Source organism: Streptomyces populi (genome assembly GCF_002911015.1).
Taxonomy (GTDB): Bacteria; Actinomycetota; Actinomycetes; order Streptomycetales; family Streptomycetaceae; genus Streptomyces; species Streptomyces populi.
Genome location: NZ_KZ626840.1, coordinates 198,398 through 225,004, shown reverse-complemented (window position 1 = coordinate 225,004; position 26,607 = coordinate 198,398). Strand labels below are relative to the sequence as shown.

Here is a 26,607-nt window from a genome sequence, read left to right as displayed (position 1 = left end):
CGGTCCGCCCTCCCCGAGAAGGGAGGGCGGACCGCGCCCGCTCTCGTGGTTCACGGCTCCGTACGGCGGCACGTCGGGCCGGACCGCGGCGGCCCACGACGTTACTGTCGGCTGCATGGACGGTGATCGCCGAGGATGGAGCCGGTGTCTGCTCAGCGGGGCGGTGTTCGCCGTCTGCATGGCCGGCACCACACTGCCGACCCCGCTGTACGGTCTCTACCGGGAGAAGTTCGGATTCTCCGAGTTGACCGTCACCGTCGTGTACGCCGTGTACGCCTTCGGGGTCATGGGCGTGCTGCTGCTCGCGGGCAACGCCTCCGACTCGGTGGGCCGACGGCCGGTGCTCCTGTGGGGCCTCGGCTTCGCGGCGGCGAGCGCCGTCTGCTTCCTGTGCGCCACCGGCCTCGGCTGGCTGTACGCGGGACGGCTGATGTCGGGCCTGTCCGCGGGCCTGTTCACCGGGGCCGCCACCGCCTACGTGATGGAGCTGGCACCGCCGGGCGGCGCCGCCCGGGCCACCTTCGTCGCGACGGCCGCCAACATGGGCGGACTCGGCTGCGGTCCGCTCATCGCGGGCCTCCTCGCGCAGTACGCCCCCTGGCCGCTGTACCTGCCGTTCGCCGTCCACCTCGCCCTGGTGGCCCTCTCGGCCGTCGTGCTGCTGCGGCTCCCGGAGACCGTGCGCGAACGCCGGCCGCTGAGCACCGTACGGCCGCAACGGCCCGGCCTGCCCGCACAGGTACGGCCGGTGTTCACCTCACCCGCGATCGCGGCGTTCGTGGGGTTCGCCCTGTTCGGCGTGTTCACCTCCGTCAGCCCCGCCTTCCTCGCCGAGTCCCTGGGGGTGACCGACCACGCGGTGAGCGGCCTCGTCGTCGCCCTCGCCTTCTTCGCCTCGACCGCCGGGCAGCTCGCCGTCGGCCGCGTCGGGGCGGAACGGTCCCTGCCGCTCGGCTGCGCCGCGCTCCTCGCCGGCCTCGCCCTGCTCGCGGGCGCGCTGCGATGGGACCTCCTGGTCCTGGTGGTGCTGAGCGCGATCGTCGGCGGAGGCGGTCAGGGCCTGGCGTTCCGCGCCGCCCTGAGCACCGTGGCCGCGGCCTCGCCCGAGCACCAGCGCGCGGCGGTGATCTCCACCCTGTTCGTGGTCGCCTACGCGGGCATCTCGGTGCCGGTGATCGGGGTCGGCGTGCTGGTGGGCCCGATCGGCCTGGAGGGCGCCGGACTCGTGTTCATCGCCTGCATGGCCGTCCTGGTCTCGGTCGCGGGCGTCTACCTGCTCCGTCGGCCGGCTTCGGTCGGGTCCGGTCGCGACGCCTGACTCGCCCTCGGAGACGCGGAGGGTCGCCGGACCGGCCGGCACCTCGTCACGACGCTCGGCGGACTTCATCCAGGCCGGCGGCCGGGCGGACACGGCCGTCGTCGGGGAAGCGCGACGCCCGCGCGGCCGGGCGTCGACGAAGGCGGCGGGGGCGTCGGCGTGTTCCTCGCCATGGGCCCGCAGAATCCGCCCCGCACAGCGGGTCCGCAGCCGGAGCGAGCGTTGGAGGAAGGGGTTTTTGGTGCCGCCGGACACCGCACCGACCAGACCTCCGCCCCGCTCCTTCGCGGTCCGGTCGGCGACGGCACCACAGCGGTCGCACGCTCGACGGCGGGATCAGCGGCTTGGCGACCTCCCGCAGCCCGTCCGGAACGATCCAACTCCACGCACCCCGCCCCATGGCCGAACCGACGACCGTCTCACCCCGTAGGACACGGTCTTGGCACCGATCATCAGGGTCGTCATCGCGGCGCCGTCCGCCTACTGCTGTGGGACACCCACCAGCGCTTCGGGCAGATAGGCGGACCGGATGCCCAATTGCCATCCGTGCGCAAGGCGAGCGAGGGCGGCCAGCGTGACGGCCTCCACCGGAAGCAGGCTCCGGGCGGCCGGGTCGGCGCCGACGCTCTCGCGGTGTGCCACGAGTCGTTCCTCGAGGGCCCGTTCGAACGCGGCCTGGTCGTCGTCGAGGAGAACGCGCAGCAGCCGCTGGTCTCCCGTCAGTGTCCCGGCCGCATCGAGTCGTCCGGCCGCGTGTGCCCGCTCGGCAGCATCCGGTTTGCCCAGCGGCACCGGCCCCGGGAGCGCGCCGGGATAGCGTCCCTGGACGACGTTGAGGTAGCCGCACAGGGCGTCCATCTCGGCGAGATCGGCCGGGTCCGACACCGACTCCCGCTTCGAGTACGGAACGCCGTCACGGATGGCGGGCGCATAGTCCTCGCGCAGCAGGGGGCCGATCACCTTGTCCCGGTCCCATATCAGGCCGCTGATCACGGCCCACGCGAACGCGTCGGTCCACGTCCGTGCCGAGGTCGCCGGGTGGGCCGGCTCCCACTCCTCCTCATAGTGAAGCTCCTCGCTGCCGAGGGTCTTCGTCACGAGCGGGAGAGGAACCGAGAAGTCCCCGTCGGGGAAACACGCGAGGCTCAGCACACCCAGGGCGCACTCCGCTCCTGTGGCCAGGGCGGTGCGCGAGTCGGGCGTACGCAGGTCCGGGTCGGACACGGTGCGCGCGGCGACGTGGTCGGCCAGTTCCTCACCGAGTTCCCTGAGCCCTCGCCGCAGCGGCATGCCGCCGTAGCGCATGTCGTGCCACCGGCCCAAGGCCCGGGACCCCATGTCCTCAAGGGCCTGCTCGATCCGCTCTTCCACGACGGTGTGACGCGCTACTTCTTTGATCATCATGCCGGCCATCCTGGCAGTACCCACCGACAACGCAGTCCCCTCAAAGCGTTGGATCCTCCACCTCGCCCGGACCGTCGACGCCAATGGACTTGATGAGAGATGACGTCACCGCACGGGGCGGCCCGCTGCCAGGAGGGCGGCGGGCCGACGAGCGGAAAGCCGGGACTGTCAGAAGTTTGCCGGATGCCTACAGGGCAAGAGGTTCGTTCGAACACGCCGTCGACGTCGAGGCAGCCGGTGTATTGGCCGCGCACGCAGTCCTCGGACCGCACGGTGCGCACGGCCTTCAGGGCGCGGACCCGCTCGTCGAGGACGTCGCGCGCGGTGCCGGGCATGCCGTGGCCGGCCCGCTGCGGGCTTTCGAGGGCAACATGAGCGTCCGGCTTGCAGGCGGCCACCGCGACGACGGCCGGTGGCGCGGCCGGGCGCGCACCGGCAAGAGACCTGGGGCGCCGGTGCGTACGATCGCACCCATGGCTGCTTTTGACCCTGTTGACGGTGATGCGCGCTCGATGCGGGAGCGGATGCTCGCGGGCGACCTGTACCGGGGCGCGGATGCGGAGCTGGAGGCCGAGATGCGCGCCGCGGCGGTGCTGGCCAAGGATTTCAACGACAGCGACCCCGCCGACCCGGCCCGCCGCCGCGAGCTGCTGGAGCGGCTGCTCGGCTCGGTCGGCGCGGACGTGGAGATCCGGCCGCCGCTGTACGTCGACTACGGCAGCCACCTGCACGTCGGCGAGGGGACGTTCGTCAACTTCGGGCTCACCGCCCTGGACGTCGCGCCGATCCGCATCGGCCGCGACGTGCTGATCGGGCCGAACGTGCAGCTGCTGACCCCGACCCACCCCGTCGCCCCTGAGCCGCGCCGCGCCAAGTGGGAGGCCGCCCGGCCGATCACCATCGGCGACAACGTATGGATCGGCGGCATGGCGGTGATCTGCCCCGGCGTGAGCATCGGCGACAACTCGGTGATCGGCGCGGGCGCGGTCGTCACCAGGGACCTCCCCGCCGACGTCGTCGCGGTCGGCAACCCGGCCCGCGTGGTCCGCTCGGTCCACGACGCCTGACCGCCGACAGCGCCGACCGGACGGAGCCGGGGCGTCAGGCAGGTTCGTCCAGGCGCTCCGACTGGACCTGTACGGAAGGGGCGAGGGAGCGGGCCGGCTCCTCCAGTGGCATCGTGACGAGCGGTTCGACGGCCAGGACGCAGCGGGCGACGGCGATGCCCAGCAGCCGCCCGGCGGCCATGACGAGGGCGGGATGCGCAGGGCCACTGCCGCGGTCGGTGCCGGCGATGAACTCCAGCGGCAGACGGGTGGCGTGGCGCGACCCTACGGCCCCGCGGGCCAGCGCCCGCAGCGTCGGCCCGGTCCCCTCCGGCCTCCCACAGCCCCAGGTACGCCCGGCTCAGGCGTAGCCCGCGGGCGTCCGTCGGCCCGCCGCGGATCCGTCGTCGGCGAGTGCGGCTTCACGGGCGTTCAGCGCTCGGATCACGTCTGGGACCGGGATGCCCAGCGCCCGAAACCCGGACTCGATCGTCTGGTTGTCCGGGTGGTCGGCTCGGAATGCCGCCATGCCGAATGGTCGTCACCCGTGATGGTCCAGGCATTGCAGTACAGCCTTTCGGCAGCCAGTTCACGGAACGGTACGACGAGCGAGCCCGTGACGGCAGGGGCCAGAACGCATCCCTCACATGCCGCTACGGCCAACTGCCTTGCAGGAGTGCGGATCGTCGGCGAGCATGTCCATGGTTTGGGACGCGAATGTCATCTGCTCCGGGTCACGCACGAACGCAAGCGGATCTTCGAACCATGGGATGACCTTCGCCAGTATGGCGTCGCCCGGGTGACGCCAGAGGCCGCGATCGATGAGGGACGTCAGTTGCGCAGGCAGAGCAAGTCCTCGGACTGTCGAAGGCACCATGGCTCACAGCTTTGCACGGCAGGTCACGCCACCGTGTCCGGTAAACGCCACCAAGGGGACACGGCCTGGCCGCGGCGGCACCCGGAGCCCACGTGGTCAAGGCCTTCGACCTCTGCCACGAGGACGTGTGGCGCATGCGTCCGCCCGTCTTCGACGGGCGGCCGTTGGCCGTGCCGGTCTGCGGGGACGACGGGAAGGTTCTCGCGCGCGTGCGCGAGCTGGTGCGGGACGTGGGCTGTGAACCCGTGGCGGGCGGTGGTCTCGAGCGGGCGGGACTGCTGGAGGCGACGGCCGCGCTGTCCATCGCCCTGTGGGTCGGCGAGGGAGCGGACGCGCAGGGCGATCGCACCTCCGCTGGCGTACGCGACCGGCCCCGTCCGGCAATAGGCGGAGGCGGGACGGGGACTTTCCGGCAGGCGTTCCCGGAGGTCCGACGAAGGCTCGGTGAGCTTCCGGGCGCCGAGGCCTCACCACCAGCCCCTCACCGCCGTGCCAGTTCCGCCAGCCACGGATGTCCGGGATGCGCACGGGCCAGCCATCCGCTGAGAACGTCGCGCCGGTCCTTGTCCAGCAGTGGCAGGATCCCGTCGAAGTCGGCATGGTCCTTGGGCCGGGCGGCTTTCGCCTTGAACAGCAGCACCAGTTCCGGCATCAGGTACGGGATGCCGTCCGCGGTCCGCTCGACGATGGCGTCGTACGGCAGCCGCAGGGTCTCGTCCCGCCGGCAGATCCACGTCCCGCCCTCGTGCGGCTCGCGGAAGACGTCGAACAGGAACCGGCCGCTCACCGGATCCCGCAGCCAGGTCTGGTGCGTGGCCCCGAGCTCCTCGGCTCCGGCATCCACCCAGACCCGTCCCCGGCCCACCGCGTCGAACGCGTACTCGGGAAAGCGGTCCCGGACCTCCGCGAAACCCGCCGCGGGCACGGCGATCTCCAGGTCACCGTGCGACCGCGACTGCTCTCCGCGGAACAGGTCCAGTGCCCACCCCGCCACGACGCACCAGGGCGTACCGACCCCGTCCAACCGCTCCATGACCTGTTCCGGCCGCCAGGCGTCCGCCCACCGGGCGTCCAGTTCTTCCGGTTCGAGCACGGTGCCGCCGGGCGGTACGGAATCCGTCATCGGAACAACCTACTGTCCCGGGCCGGTCGGCGGGCGTCAGGAATGTGCGGTGCCGCTGGTCACGGTGGTCCATCGGCCCCCTTCCACCACGCACACCGTCAGACGCCGGGTGCGGGTGTCGCCGTACTCGTCGAAGGCGACGCGGCCGGTGACCCCCTCGAAGTCCAGCCGGGACATCGCCTGTGACATTTTCGCGCGGGCGTCCGGGGGGAGGGTGCCGCCGTTGGCCTTCACGAGGGACTTCACGGCCTCGATGAGGCTCCAGGTCGCGTCGTAGGCGTACGGTCCGTACCAGTAGCCCGCGTCCTTGTCCTCGTAACCGGCCTTGCGGTACCGGGCGAGGAAGTCCGCCCCGCCCGCCTGGTTCTCGGCGGGCATGCCGATGTCGACGGCGAGGTCGCCGTCGGCCTTCGGGCTGGTCTTGAGGAACTGCGCGGCGAGGAGGCTGTTGTCGCCCATCACGGGGATGGTGACCCCGGCCTGCTTGAGCTGCTTGGAGATCCGCCCGGCGACCGTGGCGTAGCCGCTGTAGTAGACGGCGTCGGCGTCCGAGGCCCGGACCTCCTCGGCGAGGTCGGAGAAATCGCTCTGCTCGAAAGTGACCCGCTTCGTGCCGACCACGGTCCCGCCGCGCTTCTCGAACTCGGCCGTGAAGCCGGAGGTGGAGACGGTGCCCAAGGCGTCCCGGTTGCGGATGACGTACACCTTTTTCTTCCCGGCCTCGGTGTAGAGGTAGCGGGCGGCGAACGGCCCCTGGTCCGGGTCCAAGGCCATGGTGCGGAAGTACGTGTCGTACGGACGGGACTTGGTGCCCATGACCCAGTCGGGGCCCAGCGTCAGCTCGGGATTGGTGTTGCCCGCCGAGACGTTGACCAGGTTCGCCCCGGCCAGAGTGGGCACCATGGTCTGGGCCGTGCTGGAGTCCAGCGGTCCGACGACGCCCAGCACCTTCGCGTCGGACACGAAACGAGCGGCGTTCTGCTTGCCCTTGGCGGGGTCGTAGGCGTCGTCCAGGGCCTTGATCTCGAACTTCACGCCGGGGACGTACTTCTTCTCGTTCGCGGTCCTGACCGCCAGGTCGGCGGAGTTCCGGATGCCCACGCCTGTCGAGGACACGACGCCGGTGAGCGGTGCGTCCACCCCGATCACCACCGTGGTGGCGGGAGTCGCGGCGCCGCCGCCGGACGCTTTGCCGCCGGTGTCTCCGTCGGGTGTCCCGTTCTCGCCCGAGAGGGTCCAGGTCAGGACGGAGCCGGCCGCGAGCGTGGCCAGTGCCGTGCCCAGGACCACGGAACGCCGGGTGAGGGCACGCTTCCGTACCGGATCCTGCTCGCCCGTCTTCGCCTTCTCCGTCGTCCCCGGAGAGACCGGGTCCTCGGCCGGGGGCACGGGTGCGGGGACCCGCGGCGGGTCGGCCGGTCGTTCCGGTACGGGCCGGGGAGTGTCGGCCGGGGGCGCCCCGGAGTCCAGGAGCGTGGGATCGTGCGGCACATGCGGCTCACGTTGCCCATGCGGCTCACGCGGCTCGGAGGGCTTGGGGGGCTTGGAAGGCTTGGGGGGTGCGGGGAGCGGGGCCCGCTCCGTCGCGGCGTCCGGTGAGGGACCGCCCTCGGGCACCGGCTCCGGCTCCTGTTCGGCGGCCGCCTCCTCCCGGGCCGGGAGGGAGCGCAGCGCCGCCGCCAGCATCGCGGCGGCCTCGGCCGTGCTCACCCGCTGCTCCGGGTCCTTCGTGAGCAGCGCTTCCAGTACGGGCGCGAGCGGTCCGGCGTGGACCGGCGGCCGGTACGGGCGGGTGAAGACGGCCACGGCCAGGGCGTGGAGCCCTTCCGCGGCGAAGGGCGGCTGCCCCTCGACGGCGTGGTACAGCGTGGCGCCGAGCGCCCACAGGTCGTTGGCGGGGGTCGGGCGCTTGCCCTCCAACTGCTCCGGGGACATGTACTGCGGCGTGCCGATGACGATCCCGCTGTGGCTCAGCTTGGTCGTGGCGTCCGCGAGGTGCGCGATGCCGAAGTCGGTGAGGACGACCCGATCCTTGGACAGGAGCACGTTGTCCGGCTTGATGTCGCGATGGACGATCCGCGCCTCGTGCGCCTCGGCGAGCGCGTCGAGCACGGCGGCGCCGATCTCCGCCACTCGCCGCGCCGGCAGGCGGCCCTCCTGGCGGACGACGGCCGCCAGGGACTGCCCGCGGACGAGTTCCATGACGATCATGGGGGCGCCGTTGTGCTCCACGATGTCATGGATGGTGATGATCCCGGGGTGGCTGAGAATGACTGCCGCCTGAGCCTCAGCGGTGAAACGCCGGAGCAGCGTGGCGCGGTCGTCCTCTTCCATCCCCGGCGGGAAGAGGATTTCCTTGACGGCGACCTCGCGTCCGAAGAGCTGCTGGTCCAGGCCGCGCCAGACCCGGCCCATACCGCCCTGGCCGATGCGTTCGACCAGTCGGTACCGGCCGGCGATGAGTTCGGAGTTCTGCTCGGTCACGCGCACACTCTAGATCCCGTTGAGCCATTCAGGTGAGGGAAGAATGGCTTGATCATGCCTCTGAGGTGAGCGTGGGATGAGCTGGGCACCAGGAGCCGAACCGGTCCGCGGAGGTCAGGACAGCGGGGGCAGCTCTCCTCCCGACGCCTGATCGCCTTCGGAGGCGAGCGTCTCCTTGATCGCTCGGAAGAAGGACCTCCGCTCGACCAGCTGCGCGCCCGGCTCCCCGGCCAGTGGCTCGGGACGGTGCCCGAAGCCGGCCGGAGGCGCGGGCAGTCCGAGCGCCGCGAACGCCTCGTCGAGGTGCTGCCGCGGATCACCGGTGCCCCGCAGGATCGCGGTGAGGGGGCGGGGGTCCGGTATCCCGTAGGCCGCGGCCAGCGCGGTCGCCCGCTCCGCCGCCTCCTCCTGGGTCGGCATCTCGGCCGGGTCGGCCCACCAGGCGTGGACGGTCACCGGGCGGCCGTCGCGGTACAGGTGGAGCGTGTAGTCCGCGCCCTCCTTGACCGCCACCAGCACCGGCCACTTCGCACCCCGGCTGAACGTGCGCGCCACCGAGGGCAGTCCGCCCTCGACGAGGAGGGTCTCGCGTACGCCCTTGCGGCGGCCCGGCGGATCCGCCGAGGGCGCGATCTCGACGAACGTGCCGCCGCGGCGCGCCGGAGCCAGGCGCATGGTCGTTCCGGTGATCAGGACCGCTTCGCGGACGTCGCGCAGCGGCGCACCGGCGAGCGCGACGGCCATGGCGGCGGGCCGGACCGTTCCTTCCGCCGGGACCGCCGGGACCGCCGAGGCCGTCGCGTCCGTCGCGCCACCGGAAGCCGGTGCCGGTACGGAGCCGTTGAAGTACGGCGTCCGGCGGGCGACATGCACACGGACTCCCCGGCGCATCAGGAGGAAGATCTCCCTGGGGTCACCCAGGTACGCCCAGGGGAAGGTGCGCGCGTCGGTGCCGATGAGGCGGAAGACCTCCAGGGCCTCCGCCTCGCGCTTGGAGCGGATCAGACCGAGCGCGAGATGGTTGCGGAGGTCGGACGCCCGCCGGTCGCCCGGCCCGTACCCGGCGGACAGGTTCAGACCCGCCTCGACATGACCCTCGATCCGGGACCAGTCCACCGGGCCCCGCTTGCTGCCCGCCTCGTGTTCCACCGCGTACTCGGTGACCGCGTGCAGGGGCAGACCGCGCAGCGGTGAACCCTCGGGGGCCGCCGTGGCGGCCGACTCGGCGAACTCGAACATCTCCGCGTGGGAGCCGTACCACTTCTGAGCCAGGTACTGCACCGCGCTCGCGTGCAGCCCCAGATGGTGCGGGTCGGCCTCGCGCCCCCGTGCCAGGTACTCCTCGAACACGGGGCGGGGGGCACCGAGCCCCATGGCGTGGGCGATGAGGATCCGCCAGGGCACGGGGTCGCCGGGGTTGAGGTCGGCGGCCGTCCGCAGGACCGGTTCGGCGTCGCGCAGGAGTGTGTGGAACGCCTGGAACTGTTCCCGCGACACATGACGGGCGCGCGCGGCGGTGCGTATCTCCCAGGCGCGGCTGATCTCCAGTTGGGCCGCGACCAGAGCGAGATCGGGGTCGCCGGGCCGCTTCCGGTGCCAGCCGTCGAGCCATCCGGTGTGGTGCAGGGCGAGTTCGGCCAGCCCGGCGCCGTACCGGTTGCGCCGGTCCCAGTCCCGGGCGGTGCGCGTCCGTGCCATCAGTTCCGCAACCGGCTCCCAGTCTCCTGACCGGGCCGCGGAGAGCGCGGTCCGCAGGGCGGAGTCCGGCGCGTCCACCTCCACCGCGCCGTCCGGCGGCATGTGCTCGCCGGTGGCCCCGAAGTGGCGCAGCATCCGGGGCAGCGCGAACACGCCGGGCAGATCGCCCACGACCCCTCCCTCCCCAACGGCCCCTCGACCGCGCGTGGTTGATCTTCGCCGAGTCGCACACCCTACCGGCCGGTCGCGGGTCCCACGACGCCGAAGGATCGTGCCCGGCCTCTTCTCCGTCATCGGCCGACATCACCGATGCCCAGGCGGGCTTCTACGGGGGAGTGGCCCGCAAGCCGTGAACGTGCCCGCGACGCGGACGGGTTGCCGATTTTACGGTGCGCACCCAACTGATTATGATCTTGGTCATGTCTGTGCAGAACTCCGACAAGGCCCTTTCGCGCAAGCAGCGACTCCAGGAGAAGCAGCGCCGTCAGCTGGCGGTGGTCGACACCGTGGACAAGGCCGAGAACAAGGTCCGCAAGGCGGAGGTCGAACTGGCCATGGCCGTCGCAGAGGCGGTGCAGGTGTTCGGCGGTCTGCAGGCGGCGTCCGAGGGGCTCGACATGCCGGCCCAGACGGTCCAGCGCTTCCTTGGCATGGCACAGGACGAAGCAGCCGCCACCGTCGCCACCGCCGACGCGGTCGAGCCCGTCGACAGGGCCTCGGCAGAGTGAGGCACGCGGGCGCCCGGCTCCCCGGGACGGACTGAAGGCCTGCGGGCCCGACAGCGGTGCGACCGCCCTGGTGGGGCGACCGCACCGCTGTCGACGAGCCGTGCGCGGGCCGGGGCGCGGTCCGGGACCGTCGCCGCGGTCGTGCACCCGTCCGCCGGGAAGCACCGTGCCGTGGCGTCCGCTGCGGCGGAGCCGGAGGTCAGCTGGTGAAGGTGAACCAGTTGACGTTGGTGAAGTCCGCGCCGCTGCCCGACGAGAAGACCAGGTAGACGTCGTGGACTCCGGTGGCGGAGGCGACGATGTTCGCGGGAACGGTCTGCCAGGTCTGCCAGCCGCCGCTGTTGGCGAAGTTGATCTCGGCGATCTTCGTGCCGGTGGTGCTGTCGAGCCGCACCTGTACGGCACCGCTGACACCGGCGGCCGCGCCCGACGCCAGCCGGGCCTTGAACTGGGTCGGGGAGGCCGAACCGAAGTCGACGGAGGAGAACTTCAGCCAGTCGCCGCTCGCGATGTAGCCCACGTCGCTGCCGCCGCCGGTGTCGGAGCAGCTCTCCGTGGTGGTCCCGCTCTGCGCCGAGTAGGACTCGGCCTGGATGGTGCTGTAGGCGCTGACCGTTCCCGAGCCGCCCCCTGATCCTCCGCCGGTGCCTCCGGCGCCCAGGGTGATGCTCCACGAGGTGGGCGCCCCGTCCTGGATGTGCCCGTCGACGGGGGCCGAGCCGGTGGGGCCGACGTCGTCGTAGGGGAAGGCGTAGCCGATGCTGGCGTACTTGTGGACCAGTCGCGCGTAGTGGTTGGTGATCGGGTCCGTGTAGTACTGCGAGGGCGTCACGCCGTCGGGGTTGTTGTTCCCGCCGGAGACCAGGAGCGAGCTGCGGTTGATCGCGGCGGCGAGCCGGGCGGCGATCGCCCCGCGGGCGTCCCCGCCGGAGTTGTAGAGGGGACCGGACGCGCAGCCGAAGATGTCGACGGCGCTCGGCTTGGTGAACGGCACGCCGTTGGTGTTGAGCCCCGAGAAGACGATGGCGTCGCCGGAGACCCTGCCGGTGTAGGAACCGATGCTGCCTTGGCCGTTGATGGTCAGCGAGGTGGAGGTGTAGTGGCTCCAGACCCGGTTCAGGTAGTCGTCCCAGTAGCCGCCGAAGCCCACCGGCGAGTGCGCGGGGGCCATGACGCGCAGCACCCCGCCGGAGGAGTCGGTGACCACCAGTCTGTCCCAGGGCGCCCCGTCGGAGGCGTGCTGGGCCTGGAGGCCGGAGGCGATGGAGGCGAGGGCGCCGGAGGGCAGCGGACTGACGGACTGGTTGCCGCCGCTGCCGGTGCTGGACATCGAGATCGGCAGCGCCACCATGTCCACGTAGGAGATGTTGGCGTACAGGTTGGCGCTGTTGAAGGTGAACTCGCAGAACGTCCAGTTGGTGGCCCAGTTGGGGTCGGAGCTCACCAGGGCGGGCTGCACCACTCCGGGCGGTGAGCCCGGGTTGACGAAGAACTGGAGTTTCTTGCCGACCGAGAACCAGACACGGCCGCCGATGATGTAGTCGGTCAGCGTGACGGTCCTGGCGGCCGAACCGGAGGCGCCCAGCGCGATGGAGTAGTCGGCGATGGGGGTCACCGGGGACGACGGGCTGGGCAGCCGGTTCAGGGCGCCGTTCGCCGAGACGAAGACCGGCCAGCCGCTGCTGTCGGTGCCGGATATGTAGGCGTAGACGGTGTCCTGGCCGGAGTTGTTCGCCAGTTTCACGGGGAGCGAGACTCCCGCTGCCGCCGCGGTGGACGTGAGCGGCGAGACCGGTGAGAACGGGCTGAGCGCGGCCGTGCCGGTGACGGCGGCGGCTCTGGCGAGGAAAGAACGTCGGGAAACCACGGGGGCCCTCCCGGAGGGGGTGACAGACCGTCAACAAGATGACGGTTGGGGGGAGTTGGTTCATGTGGGGTTCTGTGCGGGGGCGACGCTATTGGACCGGACCAATGTAGTCAAGGTTGCGGAACGATTACCTCCGTGTAACGGCGCCCGCTCCTCGCCGGGGGCTCCCGTGCCCGAGGTCCACACCGTCCGGGCGCGGCGGACCACGGTCCGCCGCGCCCGGACATGGCGACTCGGAGTGCGGGCCGCACGGACCCCTCCGTCCGGAGGCGAGGAGGGGATCCGGGGAACGGGAAGGGGATCCGAGGAGGAGGGGCGGCCGCTTCGCCTCCTCGCGGGATCGGCGCGGGCCTGATCGTGGCCCGAATTGGTACCCACTCCCGAGGCGCCGAAACGCCGGCGGATGTTTCCCGGAATGCCGGATCGCGGAACCCCTGTCGGCGTGTTGTCGGCGACAGACCTCGCGTGAAACAAGTCACGGCTGCGCGCTGTGCCGAACAGCGCGCTTCACCATGTAAGTTCCTGCGTCCAAGGGGTGCGGACCTCCCCCTGATCGAACTTCTGTGCCTCCACATCCGTGCCCCCTGAGGGAGACATCGCCATGCCCGCACAAGAATCGGCCCACCACCCGCCCCAGCGCATCGGAGTGGTGGCCGAGTCCACTCCCGGGGAGACCCGTGTCGCGGCGACGCCCGCCACGGTGCGCCAGTTGGTGGGACTGGGCTACGAGGTCGTCGTCGAGTCGGACGCCGGTACGGCGTCCGGTTTCACGGACGGCGCCTACGGCGAGGCGGGGGCCCGGATCGGCGACGCCTGGCAGACGGACGTCGTGCTGAAGGTGAACTCCCCCTCGTCGAGCGAGATCGCGCGGGTGCCCGACGGCGCCACGCTGATCGGGCTGATCAGTCCGGCCCAGCGGGCGGACCTCCTCGCGGAGCTCGCGAGCCGGCCCATCACCGTGCTGGCCCTGGACGCGGTACCGCGGATCTCGCGGGCGCAGTCCATGGACGTGCTCAGCTCCATGGCCAACATCGCCGGCTACCGGGCCGTGGTCGAGGCGGCGCACGCGTTCGGGCGCTTCTTCACCGGCCAGGTGACGGCGGCGGGCAAGGTTCCGCCGGCGAAGGTACTGGTGGCCGGTGCCGGTGTGGCCGGACTGGCCGCCATCGGCGCCGCCTCCAGTCTCGGCGCGATCGTCCGGGCGACCGATCCACGGCCGGAAGTGGCCGACCAGGTGAAGTCGCTGGGCGGCGAATACCTCGCGGTGGACGTGGCGCAGGAGGAAAGCACCGACGGTTACGCCAAGGCGACCTCCGCCGACTACGACCGCGCCGCGGCCGAGCTGTACCACGCCCAGGCGAAGGACGTGGACATCGTCATCACGACCGCGCTGATCCCGGGCCGCCCCGCCCCGCGTCTGCTCACGGCGGAGGACGTGGCGGCGATGAAGCCCGGCAGCGTCATCGTCGACATGGCCGCCGCCCAGGGCGGCAACGTCGCGGGAACCGTCGCGGGCCGCACCGTGGTCACCGACAACAACGTCACCATCATCGGTTACACCGACCTCGCGTCCCGGCTGCCCACCCAGGCCTCGCAGCTGTTCGGCACCAACCTGGTGAACCTGCTCAAGCTGCTCACCCCCGGCAAGGACGGCCGCCTGGTCGTCGACTTCGACGACGTCGTCCAGCGGGCGGTGACCGTCGTACGCGAGGGTGAGATCACCTGGCCCCCGCCGCCCGTGGCGGTCTCGGCCGCCCCCCAGCCCGCGCCCGCTGCGGCGGCCGCACAGACCGAGAAGCCCAAGGAGCCGCGGCTCACCCCGGCGGTCCGGTTCGCCCTGATCGGCGCCGGCATGCTGGCGATGTTCGCCCTGGTCGCCTTCGCCCCGGCGCAACTCGCGGCGAACTTCACGGTCTTCACACTGGCGGTGGTGATCGGCTACTACGTGATCGGCAAGGTGCACCACGCGTTGCACACGCCGCTGATGTCCGTCACCAACGCGATCTCCGGGATCGTGGTGATCGGAGCGCTGCTGCAGATCGGACACGAGAGCGCGGTCGTCACCACGCTCTCGTTCGTGGCCATCCTGCTGACGAGCGTGAACATCTTCGGCGGCTTCGCCGTCACCCGCCGCATGCTGTCCATGTTCTCGAAGGGCTGAGCCACAATGACGTCAACCACAGCCTCCCACGCTGCGGACCTGGTCGCCGCCCTGCTGTTCATCCTCAGCCTGGCGGGACTGTCCCAGCACCGCACCTCCCGCGCCGGTGTCGTGTACGGCATCGCCGGCATGACCCTCGCCCTGGTCGCCACCGTCGTGCTCGCGGCGCAGAGCATCACCGCGGGCGCGGTCACGCTGATCGTCGTCGCGATGGCCCTGGGCGCCGCGATCGGCATCTGGCGGGCGCGGCAGGTCGAGATGACCCAGATGCCCGAACTCATCGCCGTGCTGCACAGCTTCGTCGGTCTCGCCGCGGTGCTGGTCGGCTGGAACAGCTACCTGGAGGTCGAGGCGCACGGCGACGCGCAGAAGCACGTCACCTCCGACCTGCTGGGCATCCACCACGCCGAGGTGTTCATCGGCATCTTCATCGGTGCGGTCACCTTCACCGGCTCGATCGTCGCGTTCCTCAAGCTGTCGGCGCGCATCAAGTCCCGTCCGCTGGTCCTGCCGGGCAAGAACGCGCTCAACGTCGCGGCGCTGGCGGCGTTCGTGGCGCTGACGGTCTGGTTCACCATCAGCCCGAGCCTCGGCCTGATGATCGCCGTGACCGTCCTCGCCCTCGTCCTGGGCTGGCACCTCGTCGCCTCGATCGGCGGCGGCGACATGCCGGTCGTCGTCTCCATGCTCAACAGCTACTCCGGCTGGGCCGCCGCGGCGGCGGGATTCCTGCTCGACAACAACCTGCTGATCGTCACGGGCGCGCTGGTCGGGTCCTCGGGCGCCTACCTGTCGTACATCATGTGCAAGGCGATGAACCGCTCCTTCATCTCGGTCATCGCGGGCGGGTTCGGCATCGAGGCTCCCTCGGGCGGGGACGAGGAGCAGGGCGAGCACCGCGAGATCCAGGCCCGCGAGGTGGCCGAGCTCCTGACCCAGGCCCGGTCCGTCGTCATCACCCCCGGCTACGGCATGGCCGTGGCCCAGGCACAGCACCCGGTCGCCGAACTCACGCGCCGGCTGCGGGAGCGCGGTGTGGAGGTCCGCTTCGGCGTCCACCCCGTGGCGGGCCGTCTGCCCGGACACATGAACGTGCTGCTGGCCGAGGCCAAGGTGCCGTACGACATCGTCCTGGAGATGGACGAGATCAACGACGACCTCGCCGACACCTCCGTCGTCCTGGTCATCGGCGCCAACGACACCGTCAACCCGGCCGCGGAGGAGGATCCCGCCAGCCCGATCGCGGGCATGCCGGTGCTGAAGGTGTGGGAGGCGGAGCAGGTCGTCGTCTTCAAGCGCTCCATGGCCTCCGGCTACGCGGGCGTGCAGAACCCGCTGTTCTTCCGCGAGAACAGCAGCATGCTGTTCGGTGACGCCAAGCAGAGCGTCGAGGAGATCCTCCACGCCCTCACCTCCGACCCCCGCGCCCAGGCGCCGGGCGAAGCCGCTCTGGCCCGCTGAGGTCCGTACCCCGGGTGACTCGCCTGCGCCTCACGCACGGCAGCGTCCCCCTCTCGGCCCCTGTTCCGGGGCACGGCCCATCGTCCGCCTCCCGTACCCCTGTGTGCGGGAGCCGGCCGGTGGGCCGTGGGCTTCCCGGACCGCCGTGTCTCCATGGAGCGGTCCGGTACGAACCCCCCGTCAGGCTCGAGGCGTTGCTTCGGTCCAGCGACTGAGCGCCCCGCTCCCGCCGTCATAGGTGAGCCAGGTGCCGTCTCCGAGCGGGCGCGCGTAGCCGCGGACACGGCCCGTGGGATACACGACCGCGTCCCGTACCCGCAGGGTGCGGGCGTCGAGCATCCAGTGGAGGGCCCGGTCCGGGTCCTCGTCGGATTCGACCGTCGAGGCGATGACGGTGTCGGCGTCGACGAAGCCGCAGCCGTAGTCCCAGCAGGGCGGGTCCTCTTCGTCGGACGGCTCGGGAACCCCCTCGGCGAGTACGGTGCCGTCCAGGGCGTGCAGTGTCAGGTCGGCTCCGTAGTGCTCTACCGTCAGGAAGCCCGCATGGCCGGGGTGGACGTCCATCAGGATGCGGTCCGAGGCCTCGTCGAGGTCCCAACAGGTCAGCTCCTCGCCGTCCCAGCGTGCCCAGTGGAGCAGGACGCCGTCCTGCCCCATGCCGATGCAGAGCCCCATGTGGAGGCCGTCCGGGTGGGACAGGTGGTGTGAACCCGAGGCCGCGCTGTCCAGCGGCAGCCGGGCCAGCTCCCGTCCGTCCCGGGCGTCGAGAACGACCCAGCACTCCTGCCAGTCCTCCTCCGGACCGAGCACGACATGCGCCCAGACGAGCCGGCCGCCGTCGGAGACGCGGCAGGATCCGTGCTCGATCCCGGGGCACACCTCCTGCTCGTCCCCCGTGTGCGCGTGGTCGAGCTCAGGCCCCCAGCAGCCGTGCCGGTACTCCCACAGCGGCTCTCCTCCGGGGCCGACGGCCCGGACCGCGCGCTGACCCGAGAACACGGCGAACGTGGCGTCCGGACTCACCGAGTGGACGCCCCGGTCCCACCCCGGCCAGGGGAGGGGGAAAACGGCGGTCGGCGCCCGTTCCCCCGCGAAGACCTCGTCCAGGTCGTAGACCTCCAGCTCGTCCCCGTTCCGGAGGAGGGCGCGGCAGGGCGCGTTCCCGCGGCCCTCGAAGGCGAAGCCGTTGACCAGTGCGGCCCCGCCCGGGAGCTTCACCGAGCCGTGCGGTTGTGCGGTGATCGACATGGGCCGAAGGTAACGGACCCCGCCGACAGCGACTCCCGGTCCCGCTCCGCCGGTCCCGGCTTCCGGCCGGGCCGGCGGGACGCTTGTACGTGTACGGCGTTCGAGGGATCCGGGTCCTAGCCGATGAGGGTCGTCTTCGGGCGGACCACGCAGAACTCGTTCCCCTCCGGATCGGCCAGTACGGTCCAGGACTCCTCGCCGCTCTGCCCCACGTCCGCCCGGCGGGCCCCGAGTGCCAGGACGCGCTCGATCTCCGCCTCCCGGTCCTCGGCCGCGGAGGTCAGGTCGAGGTGCAGACGGTTCTTGACGACCTTGCGGCCCGTCACGGGCATGAAGCAGATGCCCACCGGGGCCGTCTCGTCCGGTCCGATCACGACCTCCCGTTCCCGCTCGGAGAGGATCCGCCAGCCCAGCACCTCGGCCCAGAACCGGGACAGTGAGGGGAGGTCGTGCGCGTCGATGACGATGTGATGCAGCGAAAGGGGCATATCGGCCAGTGTGCCCCTGGTCCTGTCCGGACGGCAGAGCCAGGAGGGTCTCAGGGCCGTATGTGTCGGACAGTCCGGTACGACTCCTGGAGACGCCCGGCGTCCCCCGTGCCGCTCCCGGTCCGAATACCCGCCCCCGCCCCGCCCCCGTCCCGGTTCCGGGAACGGTCGCGAGGGACGCTTTCCGCCCGCCGGTCCGGAAGCAGTACCCCGCGCCGACGAGTTCGGGAACGAGTAGGGAGCGGGTAATCGGACGGCCCCCGCGACCACGGCGTCTCCCGGACCTCGTCTAGCTCAGGGGCTCGAAGAACGGCCGTTCCGGAGCGGAGGCGCCCGCCATCACGTCGTCGCCCTTCAGGTAGGCCAACAGCCAGTCGCTGAACGTCATTTCGTAGAGGACGAACTCTCCGCTGTCCATCTCCTGCACCCCGACGGCCCAAGGCGCCGACGGCTCGTGCGGCATCCGCAGGAAGACCGTCTCCGCCGTCGTGCCTGTCGCGACCGGCAACAGCTCGCCGGGACGGGATCCCGCGCCGGTGGGAAGGAACTCCGCCGAATCCTCCTCCAGCCAGAACTCCATCGACTCCTTGATCTCTTCTCCGAGGTTCCGGGTCGGGTGGCCGGGGTGATAGAGGTGCAGCCCGCTGCTGATCACGACCGGGCCGTAGGCGTCGGTCACGGCCCGGAAGTCGGCGGGGAAGGCGACCCCGAGCTCCTGTTCCAGGAGTGTCCAGGGAGCGGGGTCGGACCAATGGAAACCGGGTTCTCCCAGTAGTGCCTTGATCTCCTCGAGTGTTGCCACGGCCTCTCCTTACGAACATGCGTGATCACGGGAGCATCCCATGACCGGTCCCGTCCCGGCCCCGGCCGGAGCCGTCCGTATCCGCGCCGCCGTGCCCGGTCCTCGCGTGTCACGCGGTCCCGGATCCATGGGTGACCGCCAGCAGCGCCATGTCGTCGCTCCTTTGGTCGCCGGTGTGCCGGTGCACGTCGGCCAGGAGGGCGTCGAGAAGGGCGTCCGGACGGGTGTGCCGCATCAGGCCGGGCCTGCGGACCGGCTCGTAGAAGTCGCCCTTCCCGTTCCGGGCTTCCGTGAGTCCGTCGGTGTAGAGCAGCAGAGTGGCGCCCTCCGGGAACGTCACCGTGTCGACGCGTTCCGGACCGGTGGCCAGGGTGGTCAGGCCCAGGGGCAATGTCGGCCGACTGGGTTCGACATATCGAACACCATCCGGCAGGAACAGTATGGGTGCCGGATGGCCGCGGTTGACCAGGCGGACCTCGTTGCCGTGCCGGGGGAACTCCGCGACCACGCCCGTGATGAACCCTTCGAGTTCGGCGACGCCTCCCGACTGCTCGATCTCGAGGACGACGGCCCGCTCCAGCCGTTCCAGGAGCGCGGCGAGGCCGGGTTCCTGCAGGGCCGCCTCACGGAAGGTGCCGATGCTGTTCGCGACCGCCCTGACCGCGTCCAGTCCCTTGCCGCGCACGTCGCCGATCATGCAGCGCACACCGAACGGCGTGTCGACCACCACGTAGAGATCTCCGCCGATCTGCGCGTCCGTCTGCGCCGCCTCGTAGCGGGCGGCGAACCGCAAGGGGCCGCTCGCCGTCGGCGGGTCGCGCAGGACGGCCCGCTGCACGGTCGCGGCGATGTCCCGGGCCGAACGGAGCTGGGTGTGCAGGTGGTACAGAAGGCGGTTGAGGAAGGCCGAGAAGACGGCCACCGTCGCGACCATGGACAGTTCGCTGAACTCGGTCGCGGTTCCGTGGAAGCCGAAGTACCCGAACATGGCCAGGTCGAGGAGGAACGCCGCCACCCCGGTGACGACGGTCCCGCGCAGGGACAGCAGGGGAGCGGCGGTGAGGACCGCGGCCACGTAGAGGGCCGCGGCGCTGACCGTGGTCGGCGTCGCGAAATCGATCACCACGGCCGCGCCGAGCAGAACCGTCGGCAGCAGGCTCCTCCACCTTCCCAGCCGCTGCCACACCTCCAGCCCGGCCACGCGCTGCTCCAGACGTCGACTGATCTCCCTGTCGGCTCACGCTATGGGTTGCCCGTCCGCCCCGCCTCCGCATCGCCTTCCGGCTCGCACGCGACACCACGGCTATGACCCGAACGCCGCACACCGCAGGGACGCACCGCGGGCGATCCGGCGGCGAGTGCCGCGGCCGAGCGGAGTGCGCGCGCCATGGCGCTGTGCGGTACGCACAAGGCGGCGGATCGACTGCTCGACGTCGGCGGTGTGGCGGCTGATGCGCCGGCACGGCTGGTCCCGGCGGTGTCCCGCTCGCCGGGCCGTGGGGGTGCGTGAGCACGCCGCCGCCCACGACCGGCTCACCATCGTGCAACTTCCTTCTTGCGCAACGGACCTGAATCCGGTGCAGGGCGCCTGGTCACCGTCACGGCGCGGCCCGCCGGCCGACGTCGCCCTCGCCGGCACCAGACCCGCACCCGGCGGCACCCGACACCACCCCGAAGGGATCAGTAACGGGTGGGATCCTCCAAATGCCGGGCCGTCATCAGGCGGCAGAAACCCATGATGGTCTCCTGCGGGCTGATACCGGTGGCTCCCGGCAGGACACTGGCGTCACACAGCCGCAGGTTCGTGAAGCCGTGCGGGCGGCCCTGGGCGTCGCACACCCCACCGATGGCGGGTGGGCCCATCCGGCAGGACGCCATGGCGTGGACGGAGATCAGGTCCCAGGTCTCGGGACGGCCGTGCAGCGCGAAATCGGTCGCTTGCGCGGCGGTGGTGAGGCTGGTGGGCGCGGGCGGTAGCAGTTCGACCGAGCCGGCCTCCAGGAGGAGTTCGGCGGTGTGCCGGAAGGCGGACCGCAGCAGATCCCGGTCGCCCCCGGTCAAGCGGTGACGAAGGACCGCGCCGAGGCCGGGTACCGCCGACAGCCGTGCGGTGGTTCGGACGCTCACCTGGGTGGTGTAGACCGCGATCCGGTCCAGTTGGGCCAGCATCCGGTCCACAGTCCCGGCAGGGTGGGCGGCCAGGGCCGCGGCGAGTGACCCCGGAGTGAGGTTCGCGGGCATCACCCGCACACCCCGGTCGGCGAATTCCTGTAGTTGCGCGGTGAAGATGGTGCCCTCGGTGGCGCGGACGGGTTCGCTGAACCTCGCCACGGTGCGGAAGTTGACATGGAACGCGATGGCCCGGCCCGGGCCACGACCGCCGATGGCGCTGCGCCGCAGAAGGAGCGCACTGCCGATCGGGCCGGCAGCCAGGAACACCGTCCGCGGGAGGTAGCGCAGTCGTCGGCCGCCGCGCAGGGCGTGCACGGCCGTGACCCGGGTGCCGTCGTGTTCGAGCCGGACGACCCTGGTGTCCGGCTGGACGACCGCTGCGAGCTGTTCGGCGGCGGGCAGGTAACTCACCAGCATGCTCTGCTTGGCCCCGGTGGGGCAGCCGGTGACGCACCGGTTGGCGTGTCGGCAGCCTCGTACCGCCCTGCGGGCCGGGGCCCAGTGCCACCCGAGTCGGTCGGCCGCCTGCGTGAGCAGCACCGAGTCGCCGTTTCCCCGCCCGGGCGACTGGTCGATGACGCCGAGGCGCCGCTCCACCTCGGTCAGGTGGGGGGCGAGGTGGTGGGCCCGGAAGCCGTCGACGCCGGTGGACGCCCAGTGTTCCAGCAGGCGGTCGGGGGGACGCCAGAGCAGCCCTCCGTTGACCACGGTGGTTCCCCCGACGCAACGCGCCTCCCCGAAGGGGATGGTGGGTGCGCCGTGGATGGGCACCAGACCGCCCTGGCGGTAGAGCAGACGCAGATTCTCCGGCGGAGACGCCTGGGCGATCCGCGCCTGCGAGATGAGCGGGCCCTCCTCGAGGACGAGGACCTCCCGGCCGGCGCCGGCGAGTTCCAGGGCCGCCGTGCTGCCTCCGGCTCCCGAGCCGATCACCAGTGCGTCGCAGCGGACGGTGCGTGCGGTACTGGTCATCCGAGCCCCTGCCGTCGCGTGGTGGAGCGTTGGGGGGTGGGTCCGTCCAGGGCGCCGTACAGGGCCAGCGAACTGCTCGCCTTGAGCAGTTCGGCGCAGCCGGGCACGGTGGAGAGCCGGTCGGCGGTACGTTGCAGACGGGCCTGGTCCGGGGCGCCACGGAGCGGGGCCAGTGGGTCCGTGAGGGCGACGGCGACCGGGAACAGTCGCAGCAGCAGGGCGAGCACGAAGCGGTACGGCTTCGGGAGCGCGGCGAAGGTGGCGGCTGTGTGACGGATCGCCGCGGCCCGGCGGGAGGGATCGGACAGGGCCGTACAGCGGCCCGCCCAGAGCCGCGGGAGGCCGGCGGCGCGTACGCGCCGTTCCCAGAGTCGCAGGCGACGGTGTTCGTGCGCGGGACGGGACCCGTCGGCGGCGGGGGGTGCGGGGCGGATCGCCGGGGAGGTCATGCGGTGACCTTCTCCTTGACCAGGCCGGCCAGGAGACGGGGCATTCCCTTGGCCAGTGTCGCGTTCAGGGCTTCCAGGAAGAGGTCGACGTCGGAGTCCTCGGCCACCAGCGGAGGCGCGGCGATCAGGGGAAGGTCGTGGTTGGAGCCGTAGTAGGTGAGCACACCGTGGTCGCGGTAGAGGGCGGCGACCACGGCGGCGGTGGCCAGCTTGGCCCGGGCCTGCGGGTCGTGGGCGAAGGAGGACGACAGCAGGCGCAGCGCGTGGTCGAGGGCGGCCGGGCCGTGGCGCAGGATCACGCCCTGAAGGGCACCAGCGCCGCGGACCTCCGCGACGAGGCCGGGGTGGTCGGCGGCGAGGGCGGTCAGGCCGCGGTGCAGCCGCGCGCCGAGGCGGCGGGCCCTGGCGGGGTAGTCGTCGTCGACGGTGATCGCCACCGCCTCCAGCGCGGTGACCGTCTCCTCCCCGAATCCGTAGTAGGTGGTGCTGTGCAGGGTGGCGTCGGGGAGCGAGTCGTAGGCTCTGCGGAAGACGGGCTCCCTGGCCACGTAGCCGGAGATGGACGCCTTGCCGCCGCCGAAGGACTTGGAGGTGGTCACCACGTCCGGGACGAGGCCGGGGTGGCGCATGAAGTGGAAGAGCGAACCCGTTTTGCCCCAGGAGGTGTAGACCTCGTCGAAGACCAGGACGATGTCGTGCTCGGTGCACAGTCGGCGCGCCTCGCGCAGGAACTCCTCCGAGCACTCGCGCAGGCTGGAGGCGCTGAAGGGTTCCAGCACCAGCGCGTAGACGTCGCTCGCTCCCTCGGGCGTGGTGTGCCGCTCCAGGGCCAGTTCGAGGGAGGCGAGGTCGTCGAAGGCGAAGCTGTCCGTGCCGGGGATCCGCGGGAAGGTGAAGTGCACCTCCGGCGAGGTGGTGAGACTTCCGGCGCCGAGCAGTTTGCCGTGGAAGGCGATGTCGGTGTGCAGGACGGTGCCGCGATGACCGCGGTGGTATTTGTAGGCCATCTTGAGGGCGCCCTCGACGGCCTCCGCGCCCGAGTTGGGGAAGTAGCTGACGTCGAGATCGCCGGGCAGCAGCTGGGACAGGTTGTGGCCGAGCGCGGCGACGTACGGGGAGAAGTAGTTCTTGTGCACTTCCATGCGCCGCAGTTCCTGGAAGCGCCGGCGGGCCGCCAGGATGCGGGGGTGGTTGTGGCCGTGGTTCAGGACGCCGATCCCGCCGGTGAAGTCCAGGACGCGCCGCCCGTCGCGCAGGGTGATCCAGCAGCCCGAGGCGCTGTCCACGGCATCGCGGCCGAACCCGAACGCGGAGAGCAGGCTCACCTGGTCCCGGCTGACGTGGCGACGGTAGAGCTCGTGCACCTGAGCGATGGGCATCCGCTCGCATTCCTCGGTGGTGATCAGGGAGTTCATGCCATCCCCTCCTCGGGGCCGAACTGCGGGCCCGTGCCGTACCCGGCGCCGGGAAGCAGTGGGTCGGGGGCGGTACGGCGGGCGGTGCGCATCCGGTCTGCGATCAGGCGGCCGGCGTGCCGCCCCTGCCGCACGGCGTAGTTGGTGCCCCGGTCCTGGGGGTAGACCTGGGCCATGCTGGCCAGGTAGAGCCCCGGCAGGTCGGTCTCCATCGCCGGGATGCGGTCGGAGTAGTGCGGGGTGATGACCGGCTGGGCGTGATCGGCCCGCCAGACGTGGTAGCGCCGGACCCAGTCGCGGCGGAACTGCGGGAACATCCGGCTCAGGTGCGGAAGGCTGGCGTGGAACACGGCGTCGTCGTCCATCCGGTACAGCTCCGCGCTGGTCGGCAAGTAGGCGGACAGGTAGACCAGATGACGGCCGGCGTAGGCGTCGGAAGCCTCCAGGTTGGTGTGCTCGATGACGCCTACGTAGGGGAACGACGGGTCGGTGACGTTGAGCCAGTACGTGTCCGACAGCGGCCGGTCGTTCTCCAGCACCAGGCACAGGTTGGCGAGGTAGGGGACGGCGGACAGCCGGCGACGGACGGCGGGCATGTCCGGATGGGGTGGTGGTCCCGCACCGGCGGGGGCGAGAAGGCCGGCGAGCAGGCCCGGTGCCGTGGTGGCCAGGACCCGGCGTGCGGGCAGCACGGCGCGGTCGGAACGGACCCCGCACACCCCGTGGCCGTCGGTCAGCACCTGCCGTACGGGGGTGTTCGTGCAGATCCGGACCCCCAGCTCGGACAGACGCGAGACCCAGGCGTCCAGCAGGGCGGCGCTGCCACCGTGCAGGTAGTAGAGGACTTCGTGGCCGCTGTGCGATCGGCTGCCGCCGCGCAGGTGGAGCTTGGTCCACATCCAGGTGGCGCCGACCTCGGACGCGTACTGGCCGAACTTCGCCTCCAGCAGCGGGCGCCAGACCCTGTCGTAGACCTGCGGTCCGCTCAGCGCCAGCAGCCACTCGCGGGCGGTGAGCTCCTCCAGGTCCCGCCAGTGCTTCACCTGGCGGGCCCGCACCGCGGACCAGCCCAGCCGGACCCGGTCGGGCAGCGGGAGAGGGGCGAAGCGCAGCACGTCCCACGGGCTGGACAGCCGGTACACCGAGTTCGCGTAGTACACGCCGGTCTGTGTCCGGTGCTCCTGGAGCAGGTGGGAGCAGCCGAGTTCCGCGCACAGTCGCCGGACCTCCAGATCGGAGGAGAACCAGTGGTGGTAGAAGCGTTCGAGCCTGGTTCCCTCGACCTCGAACGATCCTGCCAGGCCGCCGACGTACGGCTCGGACTCCAGCACCCGGCAGGCCACCCCGGCCAGGGCGAGCTCGTGCGCGGCGGCCAGGCCGGTGAACCCGCCGCCGATCACCAGGACTTCGTCACCGGGCTCCTGGGCCGACAGCCGGCCGTCCAGCAGTGCCGTGCCCGGCGTCCGGCCGCTCACGAGGCCTCCGCCTCACCGTCGGTACCACCGCCGGGACTTGTCGGGCCCGAGATGACGCGGGACGACGTGGATTCCGCGGACGTCGCCGTTCGCGCGGCCCGCGCCGCGGACCGGCCCGGCACACTCTGGCGGACCAGGTAGGCGGGACGGCCGCGCGTCTGGTCGTACTCCTGGAACGCGTAGTCCGCCAGCACGCCGAGGCACAGCAGTTGGACGCCCAGCGCCCAGGTGCCCCGCGGCGCCTTGTGGCCGATCAGGGATCCGGCGACCGCCGTACCCAGTGACGTGGTCGCGGCCAGCACCGGAAGCCGTGCCGGGAAGGCGGAGCAACTCATCAACGCCTGGTGCGCGAGGCCGAGTTGACGGCGGATACCGTACTTGGACGTTCCCGCCGGCCGGGGTCGACGGACGTACTCCACCGTGGTCTCAGGGAAACCGGCCCAGCTGATCTGGCCGCGCAGGAAGAGCTTGCGCTCGGGGAGGGTCGTGATCAGGTCGACCACACTGCGGTCCAGCAGCCGGAAGTCACCGGTGTCCCTGGCCACCGGCTGGTCGGCCAGCATGTCCAGGAGCCGGTAGAAGGCGTAGGCGGATCCGCGCTTGGACCAGGACTCGCCCTCCCGGCAGGTTCTGCGGGCGGACACCACGGGCCAGCCCTGCCGCCATCGCCCCACCAGTTCGGGGACGACCTCGGGCGGGTCCTGGAGATCCGCGTCGATCATCACCACCGCGTCGCCCACCGCTTCGCGGAGCCCGGCCAGCAGCCCGCACTGGTGGCCGAAGTTCCGGCTGAACCGCACGAGGTGGAGTCTGGAGTCGTGTGCGGCCAGCTCCTGCAACACTTCCCAGGTGCGATCCGTGCTGCCGTCGTCCACGAGCACCAACTCGTGGTCGCAGTCGGGCAGACGACTCATCACGGCCGTCAACCGCTCGTAGGTGTCGGGCAGAACGTCTTGTTCGTTGAAACACGGCACCACGACGCTGATCAGACTCCGTGGACTGATCCTCGAGGCCGCGCTGTTCTCGGGCATCGCTGCTTCCTTCTCCTCCGGTGCTGTTCGATCCGGAGGCGACAGGTGCGGGGCGGGTGTATGGATGCGAGCGGCACGAGCCGGGCCTCGCGGGCATCGGAGGCTTCCTCCGCCCGGCCGCAGATCTACAGCAGCCGAGGAACTCCGATTGATCACTGATGTGATACGGGTGGCGTGCCGTCTCGCCGTAGAGGACGCCGCGTGGAGAGCATCGGGGTTCCTACCGGCGATTCAGGCCCGCAGTTAAACGTAACACCGTCCTTTGCCCGCGGCATGCGGAGGCGTCTCTGACCTGCTGTGATTCGTGTGCCCTCGATCGTGCGGGCGGGCGATCGGCCGACGACTCGAGTCGGCGACAGACCGAAGGGTCCGACCAGGAAGGCGAGAT

Annotated in this window: 23 protein-coding genes and 2 pseudogenes; 7 read left to right on the top strand and 18 right to left on the bottom strand. The window is 71.3% G+C overall.

What is annotated here, in order from left to right:
* Positions 1–115 precede the first annotated feature (115 nt).
* Entirely contained in the window at positions 116–1,318 is a 1,203-nt protein-coding gene (locus CW362_RS01080) for an MFS transporter (RefSeq protein WP_103547320.1), read from the top strand.
* Positions 1,319–1,631: 313 nt separating this feature from the next.
* On the opposite strand, the pseudogene CW362_RS43975 reads toward CW362_RS01080, so the two are convergent.
* A pseudogene (locus tag CW362_RS43975) lies at positions 1,632–1,718 on the bottom strand (IS5/IS1182 family transposase); the annotation flags it as partial.
* An 80-nt stretch (positions 1,719–1,798) separates the two neighbouring features.
* Complete coding sequence (locus CW362_RS01070) at positions 1,799–2,722, bottom strand: immunity 49 family protein (protein ID WP_240657595.1); 924 nt, start codon at positions 2,720–2,722, stop codon at positions 1,799–1,801.
* Between the two features lie 473 nt (positions 2,723–3,195).
* Here CW362_RS01070 and CW362_RS01065 point away from each other — a divergent pair, with 473 nt between their 5' ends.
* Positions 3,196–3,789, top strand: a complete 594-nt coding sequence (locus tag CW362_RS01065; protein ID WP_240657594.1) for a sugar O-acetyltransferase — start codon at positions 3,196–3,198, stop codon at positions 3,787–3,789.
* A gap of 34 nt (positions 3,790–3,823) precedes the next feature.
* Here CW362_RS01065 and CW362_RS43165 read toward each other — a convergent pair whose 3' ends face one another.
* From CW362_RS43165 to CW362_RS01060, 3 genes are all read right to left on the bottom strand, one after another.
* Entirely contained in the window at positions 3,824–4,033 is a 210-nt protein-coding gene (locus CW362_RS43165; protein ID WP_240657600.1) for a TetR/AcrR family transcriptional regulator, read from the bottom strand.
* A 96-nt stretch (positions 4,034–4,129) separates the two neighbouring features.
* Positions 4,130–4,297: a hypothetical protein gene (locus tag CW362_RS43160; RefSeq protein ID WP_162683928.1), complete on the bottom strand. Its 168-nt coding sequence runs from the start codon at positions 4,295–4,297 to the stop codon at positions 4,130–4,132.
* Between the two features lie 114 nt (positions 4,298–4,411).
* Entirely contained in the window at positions 4,412–4,645 is a 234-nt protein-coding gene (locus CW362_RS01060) for a hypothetical protein (RefSeq protein WP_103547318.1), read from the bottom strand.
* A 65-nt stretch (positions 4,646–4,710) separates the two neighbouring features.
* On the opposite strand from CW362_RS01060, the pseudogene CW362_RS44290 reads away from it, so the two are divergent.
* Positions 4,711–5,032: pseudogene (locus CW362_RS44290) on the top strand (NAD(P)-binding domain-containing protein); the annotation flags it as partial.
* Between the two features lie 94 nt (positions 5,033–5,126).
* Here the strand turns inward: CW362_RS44290 and CW362_RS01050 are convergent.
* The 3 genes from CW362_RS01050 to CW362_RS01040 form a co-directional block, all read right to left on the bottom strand.
* Entirely contained in the window at positions 5,127–5,768 is a 642-nt protein-coding gene (locus CW362_RS01050; protein ID WP_103547317.1) for a nucleotidyltransferase domain-containing protein, read from the bottom strand.
* A 36-nt stretch (positions 5,769–5,804) separates the two neighbouring features.
* Entirely contained in the window at positions 5,805–8,252 is a 2,448-nt protein-coding gene (locus tag CW362_RS45430; protein WP_162683927.1) for an ABC transporter substrate-binding protein, read from the bottom strand.
* 114 nt (positions 8,253–8,366) lie between these two features.
* A complete protein-coding gene (locus CW362_RS01040) occupies positions 8,367–10,121 on the bottom strand; it encodes a hypothetical protein (RefSeq protein WP_103547315.1) in 1,755 nt (584 codons plus the stop codon).
* 248 nt (positions 10,122–10,369) lie between these two features.
* On the opposite strand from CW362_RS01040, the gene CW362_RS01035 reads away from it, so the two are divergent.
* Positions 10,370–10,678: a hypothetical protein gene (locus CW362_RS01035; RefSeq protein ID WP_240657593.1), complete on the top strand. Its 309-nt coding sequence runs from the start codon at positions 10,370–10,372 to the stop codon at positions 10,676–10,678.
* Positions 10,679–10,877: 199 nt separating this feature from the next.
* Here CW362_RS01035 and CW362_RS01030 read toward each other — a convergent pair whose 3' ends face one another.
* Entirely contained in the window at positions 10,878–12,545 is a 1,668-nt protein-coding gene (locus CW362_RS01030) for a beta-1,3-glucanase family protein (protein ID WP_103547313.1), read from the bottom strand.
* Between the two features lie 601 nt (positions 12,546–13,146).
* Between CW362_RS01030 and CW362_RS01025 the strand changes: the two genes are divergently transcribed.
* A complete protein-coding gene (locus CW362_RS01025) occupies positions 13,147–14,706 on the top strand; it encodes a Re/Si-specific NAD(P)(+) transhydrogenase subunit alpha (protein ID WP_103547312.1) in 1,560 nt (519 codons plus the stop codon).
* Positions 14,707–14,712: 6 nt separating this feature from the next.
* The gene (gene pntB, locus CW362_RS01020; RefSeq protein WP_103547311.1) at positions 14,713–16,167 is read left to right on the top strand and encodes a Re/Si-specific NAD(P)(+) transhydrogenase subunit beta; all 1,455 of its coding nucleotides are present in this window, start codon (positions 14,713–14,715) and stop codon (positions 16,165–16,167) included.
* A gap of 180 nt (positions 16,168–16,347) precedes the next feature.
* Here the strand turns inward: pntB and CW362_RS01015 are convergent, their stop codons facing one another.
* The 4 genes from CW362_RS01015 to CW362_RS01000 all read right to left on the bottom strand — a co-directional run bounded on the left by CW362_RS01015 (position 16,348) and on the right by CW362_RS01000 (position 19,906).
* Positions 16,348–17,415: a hypothetical protein gene (locus tag CW362_RS01015; protein ID WP_103547310.1), complete on the bottom strand. Its 1,068-nt coding sequence runs from the start codon at positions 17,413–17,415 to the stop codon at positions 16,348–16,350.
* 116 nt (positions 17,416–17,531) lie between these two features.
* Complete coding sequence (locus tag CW362_RS01010; RefSeq protein WP_103547309.1) at positions 17,532–17,903, bottom strand: VOC family protein; 372 nt, start codon at positions 17,901–17,903, stop codon at positions 17,532–17,534.
* 289 nt (positions 17,904–18,192) lie between these two features.
* On the bottom strand, positions 18,193–18,705 hold the full coding sequence (locus CW362_RS01005; protein WP_103547308.1) for a hypothetical protein: 513 nt from the start codon (positions 18,703–18,705) through the stop codon (positions 18,193–18,195).
* Positions 18,706–18,814: 109 nt separating this feature from the next.
* Positions 18,815–19,906 carry a PP2C family protein-serine/threonine phosphatase gene (locus CW362_RS01000; RefSeq protein ID WP_103547307.1) on the bottom strand — a complete coding sequence of 364 codons (1,092 nt, stop codon included), beginning with the start codon at positions 19,904–19,906 and terminating at the stop codon, positions 18,815–18,817.
* A 43-nt stretch (positions 19,907–19,949) separates the two neighbouring features.
* Here CW362_RS01000 and CW362_RS45220 point away from each other — a divergent pair, with 43 nt between their 5' ends.
* The gene (locus tag CW362_RS45220) at positions 19,950–20,444 is read left to right on the top strand and encodes a winged helix-turn-helix domain-containing protein (protein WP_103547306.1); all 495 of its coding nucleotides are present in this window, start codon (positions 19,950–19,952) and stop codon (positions 20,442–20,444) included.
* On the opposite strand, the gene CW362_RS00990 is transcribed toward CW362_RS45220, so the two are convergent.
* Genes CW362_RS00990 through CW362_RS00970 form a run of 5 tightly spaced genes read right to left on the bottom strand, consistent with a single transcriptional unit; the run spans position 20,386 to position 26,219 of the window.
* Positions 20,386–21,849: a GMC family oxidoreductase N-terminal domain-containing protein gene (locus tag CW362_RS00990; RefSeq protein ID WP_103547305.1), complete on the bottom strand. Its 1,464-nt coding sequence runs from the start codon at positions 21,847–21,849 to the stop codon at positions 20,386–20,388. The two genes, CW362_RS45220 and CW362_RS00990, sit on opposite strands and share 59 nt — an antisense overlap.
* Entirely contained in the window at positions 21,846–22,298 is a 453-nt protein-coding gene (locus tag CW362_RS00985; RefSeq protein WP_103547304.1) for a hypothetical protein, read from the bottom strand. The genes CW362_RS00990 and CW362_RS00985 overlap by 4 nt, the downstream gene beginning before the upstream one ends.
* Positions 22,295–23,713: an aspartate aminotransferase family protein gene (locus tag CW362_RS00980; protein WP_206300817.1), complete on the bottom strand. Its 1,419-nt coding sequence runs from the start codon at positions 23,711–23,713 to the stop codon at positions 22,295–22,297. Before CW362_RS00980 ends, CW362_RS00985 begins: the two co-directional genes overlap by 4 nt.
* A complete protein-coding gene (locus CW362_RS00975) occupies positions 23,710–25,188 on the bottom strand; it encodes an NAD(P)/FAD-dependent oxidoreductase (RefSeq protein ID WP_206300816.1) in 1,479 nt (492 codons plus the stop codon). Before CW362_RS00975 ends, CW362_RS00980 begins: the two co-directional genes overlap by 4 nt.
* Positions 25,185–26,219, bottom strand: a complete 1,035-nt coding sequence (locus CW362_RS00970) for a glycosyltransferase family 2 protein (protein ID WP_103547303.1) — start codon at positions 26,217–26,219, stop codon at positions 25,185–25,187. Before CW362_RS00970 ends, CW362_RS00975 begins: the two co-directional genes overlap by 4 nt.
* Positions 26,220–26,607: the final 388 nt, after the last annotated feature.